The following is a 5821-nucleotide window of genomic DNA, read 5'->3' as shown; positions in this document are numbered from 1 at the left end:
GTTTTGCCTAATTGATTATTTACTTAGAAAGTAAATAAAAAGTTAGGACTTTTAATTTTGGCTCATTTATTACTAGCAAATTTGCTCATCGTGTAAATGAATTAACTTTGAGTATTTTTGCTTGATAAATGATAATTTTTTTGTTATCTTGTATTAGCAAAAATCCACACAAGTTGTTCTTTAGTTTGGATTTTAAATAGTGTATGATACATCGTCTGCATCATTATCATTAATCAAGGCTGACCATTCTATCACATTATTTTGTGATGTCAATCTCTTTTTGAATTATTTTAACCAACTTGCTTTGTTATTTTTTGCAACTAGGCTGCGTTGGAATGAGTGCGTATTATACAGATTTATTTTTGACTGTCAAACACTTTTTTGAAAAAATTTTAAAATTTATGATGAAATTTTTATAGGTGGTTGATTTTAAAATATTTTTATACATACGCACTCAGAACTTTATCTTACTAGCTCATCTCCCTAACCTTACTCTCAATAAAATCAATCTCTTCATCAGAAAGCCCATATTTGGCATAAAGCTGTTTATCAATCTCACGAATGGACTTAGACCAATCAATATCAGAATCGGCGGTAAAATCTTGTAGGGGGACTTTTGACCAAACTTCTTTGGTTTTATTTCCTTGCGTTACTTTTACAACACCAAGCATTAGGCGAGCAAATTTTGTTTTTAAATATTTTAGTAGGTTCTCCGCTTCTATTTTATTATCAAAAGCACCAAATGAAATAAAAGTTTCTGTATGTCCTTGATTTGGATTTTCAATAGTAGGTGTTGATAAGGTTTCCCCTAATTTTCCAGAGCCATTGGAACTAGGAATTAAAACTTTGTATTTATCCATATTTGGATGATTAGACAAATAATCCCTACGCAACCATTTAAAAATACGGGCATTGTTTTGACGACCTAAAATTTGAATATATTCTTTATCATCATTTGGGTTTTCATCAAAAAATAATTCGTGTAAATTTTCAAAAACAGATGAAGATAAATATCTTTTTGAACCACCAGAGACACGACTAACCAATGTTGGGTTTTCCTGCCATAATAGTTGCGAATATTTATAGCTTGTATTACTGTGTAATAACTCACCAATAGAAGTAAAATTCTCTGTAACAACTTTTTCAACAATATCATTTAATTCATTGTAGCTTGTAAAAATACCAATTTTACCGAAGTTAGTATCATTATCTCGGTAAACAATAGCTACCCCGCCTTTAATTTCATTTTTATCAAACACTCCTTTTGGATTTCCGTTAAAATACAGAACTTTTAAATGCTCATCATTAAGCATTTTTCTATTCCATTTAGCTGGTGTTGAGCCAACATTAAACAAAAATCGTGCAGGAGAAATTAAACAGTATTTATTACCGAATTTTTCAGCCAAATCATAAAAGTATTGATATATAGAAGGTTGTTCTTCTCTGTGTTCTATATTATCTTGATAAGGCGGATTACCCACTACAACATCAAATTTCATTGCTTTTCCAAAAATTTCAGTTAATTTGTCATTAAAATTTAATTCGCCTTTGGCATAGGGCGTGGTGTCCAAATGCACAATATGCGAATGTTCAAAATCTAAGGTTTCATCAAATCCCAAAATAAAGTTTTTGGCGATATTATAAATAATCTCACTCGGCGCAAAGCCATAGACTTGATGGGCAAAAATATGGGCTAATCTGTCTTTTGGATTTGGGAATTCACTTTCTAAACCCACATACAACCTTTTGACAATTTCGGTGATATATAGCCCCGATTTCATATATAAATCAGCAAATTTTAGATTAGGATTACTAAAAATATCAGAATTTTCTTCTTCAAACTTATCCATCATCATTTTTACGACTTTTTTGGGCGTAAAAATCTGATTGGTGCGTTGGGGCGGAATATAATCAAAAATATCTTCGGTTTGATGTTCATCAAAATAATTAGCAAGGGCAAAGCGTTTGTTTAAAAACTCTTGCACCGCATTATCAAAAACTTGCTCATCAAAAAATTGATGCTTATCTCGCAACACACGAAATTGCTCAATCGTAATGCCTGTTACTTCTTTAAATACCTTGTCATCAATGCGTGTATCAAAATTCGCTAATGTGGTATTTTTATCGCCATACGCCATCAAAAATGACGGAATGGTGCGACTAAATCCACGCAAACGCCCACGAACATCATCTTCCACTTTATTCTGTTTATTTTGTTCGGCTTTTTGCAAAATGGTTTCGGTGCTATTTTGGGTCAATTGGGCAACTTTTTCATTGACCGTTTCACTGATTTTATGTTGCAAATCTTGATTGATTACCTGCTTTTTAATTTCATAATCACTTTTAATTTGCTGTTTCTCGCTCTCAGTTTTGGCATTTTTTAATTTATTTTCAAAATGAATTTTGGCAGTATTTTGCTCAATTTTATTTTGCTCTTGAAGTTTATTCACTTCATAAGCAATTTCTTGACTTTGTTCTTTGACCACTTTGTCGGCAAATTTTTCAGTCAAACCATTTTCTTTTGCCAACTCTTTAAAGGCACTTTGCGTGTTTTTTGTGATGATATTGGTTAATTTATTTGCCAAATTTTCACTATTTAACTCATTGTTTTGAATAATGTCTTGGGCTTGTTCTTTAATATCGCCATAAACTTTTTCACCAAAACGAGCATTATTGGTGTTAATCACGATTTCGGTATCAATAATTGCATTACCGTCACTATCCACCTGCACGCCTTGTGTATCTATCGGTTTATTGGTTTTTTCTTTATTGATTTTGCCATTGTCATAATATTCAAATTGCTCTATGATTTCACGAACTTCGTCAGACTGAGCCGAGAAAATACCAGAGATATTTTGAAACAATAAATTACTCATAAAGCCCCGTTTTACCACTTCGGTCGCTTTAAATACTTTTGGAATGGTCAAAACTTGATTGACATCAAGCTCCACCATTCTGCCTTCGTTATCTTCGGCAATGACGGGAAAGAAATTTAATAACTCCTTGATGTTATTTTCTCTTTCATCTGTTGTGCCATTACCATTTGAAGTTTTTAGCGATAAATTATTGGCAAATTCATCATAAATCGTTAGCGTACGCTCAGGTGCAAAATCAAAAACATAGGCATTTTTCTTTTGATAGAATTGCCCATCTTTTTCATATCGCCACGCATTTTGCGCTCTAAACGCTGTTTGCATATACAAAGCAGGTGATTTTAAATTAGAGAGCATTAAAACGGCTGTCCATTCTGGAATGGTAACACCAGTGGTTAATTGTCCCACCGATAAAGTAATGGTTTTGTCATTCTCCTTAATGGCTTGTTTGACACGGTTTAAGGCTTTACCGCTAATCATATCATTGTCATCACCACGCCCATCGCCTACTGCCAAAACAATATGGTAATTTTCAAAAACAGGGTGATTTTTTAATAATTTGGCTAAGGCTTTGGCACCATCCACACGATTTAACAGCCAGAAAGAATGTTTGATTTCATCTCGCAATTCTTTGGTAGAAAATGGATATTTTTCATTTTGACTTAAAGTATTTAGCCATTTTTCTACTTCTTTTTTATGAATGAAATTGCCTTTATCATCGGTGGCAAAAAATTCATTCAAATCAAAAGCAAAATCTATATTATCACCGCCGATATCCGCTCCTTGATTAACTTTATCGCTAATCATTCGGCTCATTTGATAGCTGAATAAATTCAAAGTCGGCAAAGTCGCATAAGGATTACTGTCTTCATCATCAGCCCAATTTAATTTGGCGGATTGCTCATCGGCATAAGTCCAATTATAAATTTCATCTTGAGAAAATTGCCCGCCTGCCAATGCTTTAAATGGTGTGCCTGATAAATGTAGGGTAAAATCACGACTGATATTATCAAAAGCGACATCAGTTTTGAGAGTATCCACACCTTCATGGGCTTCATCAATAACGAGCAAATCCCAATTGAGCTTTTTAACCCAATCCAATTTATCAAATTGCCCACCAAAATGGATTGAGCCTTTTAAATCTTGCAAAGAAATAAAAGCAATCATACTCTTTTTGCCATTGGGCTTTGTCATTTGGTCAAGAAATTGTTCACGATTTAAAACACGGCGTTCTTTTAAACTATCGCTGGTTGAAACAAAAGCAAAATCCGTTTGCCATGCAATAAACTTTTCAAAATCATCAAACCAAGAATTAGCAATCGCAGGACGATTAGTAACAATTAAAACTTTTTTGGCGTTTAATTTACAAGCTAAATCATAAGTGGTTAAAGTCTTGCCAAATCTGGGTTTGGCATTCCACAAAAATTCGCCATCTGGATTATCTTTAAAATAAGCCAAAGTCTTATTAACCGCATCTAATTGCTCTTGGCGTAATTCATATTCTGATGAATTATTTTCTTGTGAATAATTTGCACTCACAAAATCATAAAAATCTTGCAAGCTTTTTTGGGGCGTACCATTATAGAAGAACCATTCTGTTCTTCTATGCTCGCCTTTTTTGTTCTCAATATTTTTATGGCGTCTTAAATAGCTGTGCAATTGATGATCGGTAAAATATTCATCATTATGCAATTTTGCAATTTCGCTCCATAATAAATCATAGCTCAAATCTACTGTTCGCACCTGCTCTTTAATACGAGTATGCACACTTGATTTTTCTGTATAGCCAATCTTTACCCAACCTTGTTTATCTGTTACGGTTGGCAAGGTATAAGCATAGATTTGTGGATAAACCGCTTTTGCAGTTGTAATTTCAGTTCTGCTCATTTGATAACTCCTCATCAAAAAATACCATTTTTCGTGTTTTCCAATCTTTGATTTTGATACGCTGACCTTGATGAATCATGACGATTTTCGGTTTTACATCATCAAATAAATCAGCTTGATGATTGAAAATCGTTTCTCTTTTTTGCGTTAAAGGAAGGCATTCCGTTAATCCATCCATTTGAAAAATGTTATAACTGATGATTTCAGCGATTTGCTTTAATAATTCATACTCTGGTTCGCTACCCCATTTGTCCACATAATAATCACGATAAGTTAAAAGCAGATTTTCACGAGCCAGCAATAAAGAATCACCATTCCATTCAAAGCCAAAACTGGCTTGATAAGATTTTTTGGCAAATTCTTGCCATTTTTTCTTATTATTAATTTCTTGATTGATACGGCGTAATTTTCTATCCAAAAATCCAACTCGTTCATTTAAATCAATGATTTCACCCGTAGCCATTTCATAACGATTAGCAATATAAGGCGCTTCTCCGCAAGTAATTTCTAGCCAAGTTCTTGATATATAGGTGATTAAATCGTCATTTAAAAAATTTTCATCTAAGGCGTCATTTTGCTTTTTAACAACCCAACTGGGCGTAAATACTTCCGCCTTAGATTTGGTGCGTTCTTTTTGTTGTTCTTTGGATTTTAAGGCTCGTGGTACGATTAAATTCCCCATTTTACCCGTAATCAAATTGGGCGTAATTTGGCAAGTTGCTCCATAATTTTCGCCAAGTTCTAAATAATTATTATTTGCCCAAATGATATTTCGCTTCTTTTTGGCATAAAAAGAAGTCGTTCTATCTCTTAATAAAGTATCTAAGATTTCTGATGAATATTGATATAAATCGTCTTCTGATAAATTAGCAACAGAAAAATCAATGATGTGTTTTTGAATGGCGGCACCCATCATTTTGCACCGCCCTCTTTTGATAGATTTTGGGTAAATTTTGGGCACGAAAAAAGCCCGTGCAAAGACGGACTTTTATTTGAAAATAGGAAATTTAAACCGTTAAGGTATTGACTTTTAACGGATTTTAGGAATAATTTAGCTGAAC

2 protein-coding genes are annotated in these 5821 nt (G+C 33.3%); both read right to left on the bottom strand.

Annotated elements, in window-relative coordinates:
* Positions 1-470: 470 nt before the first annotated feature.
* Positions 471-4760: an Eco57I restriction-modification methylase domain-containing protein gene (locus MBO_RS03865; RefSeq protein ID WP_036363949.1), complete on the bottom strand. Its 4290-nt coding sequence runs from the start codon at positions 4758-4760 to the stop codon at positions 471-473.
* Positions 4747-5676, bottom strand: a complete 930-nt coding sequence (locus MBO_RS03860; protein ID WP_152545097.1) for a restriction endonuclease — start codon at positions 5674-5676, stop codon at positions 4747-4749. Before MBO_RS03860 ends, MBO_RS03865 begins: the two co-directional genes overlap by 14 nt.
* Positions 5677-5821 lie beyond the last annotated feature (145 nt).

The organism is Moraxella bovoculi 237 (genome assembly GCF_000696305.2).
Classification (GTDB): Bacteria; Pseudomonadota; Gammaproteobacteria; order Pseudomonadales; family Moraxellaceae; genus Moraxella; species Moraxella bovoculi.
Note: the sequence above shows the minus strand (reverse complement) of the source record. Positions and strands in the feature narration are given on the sequence as shown.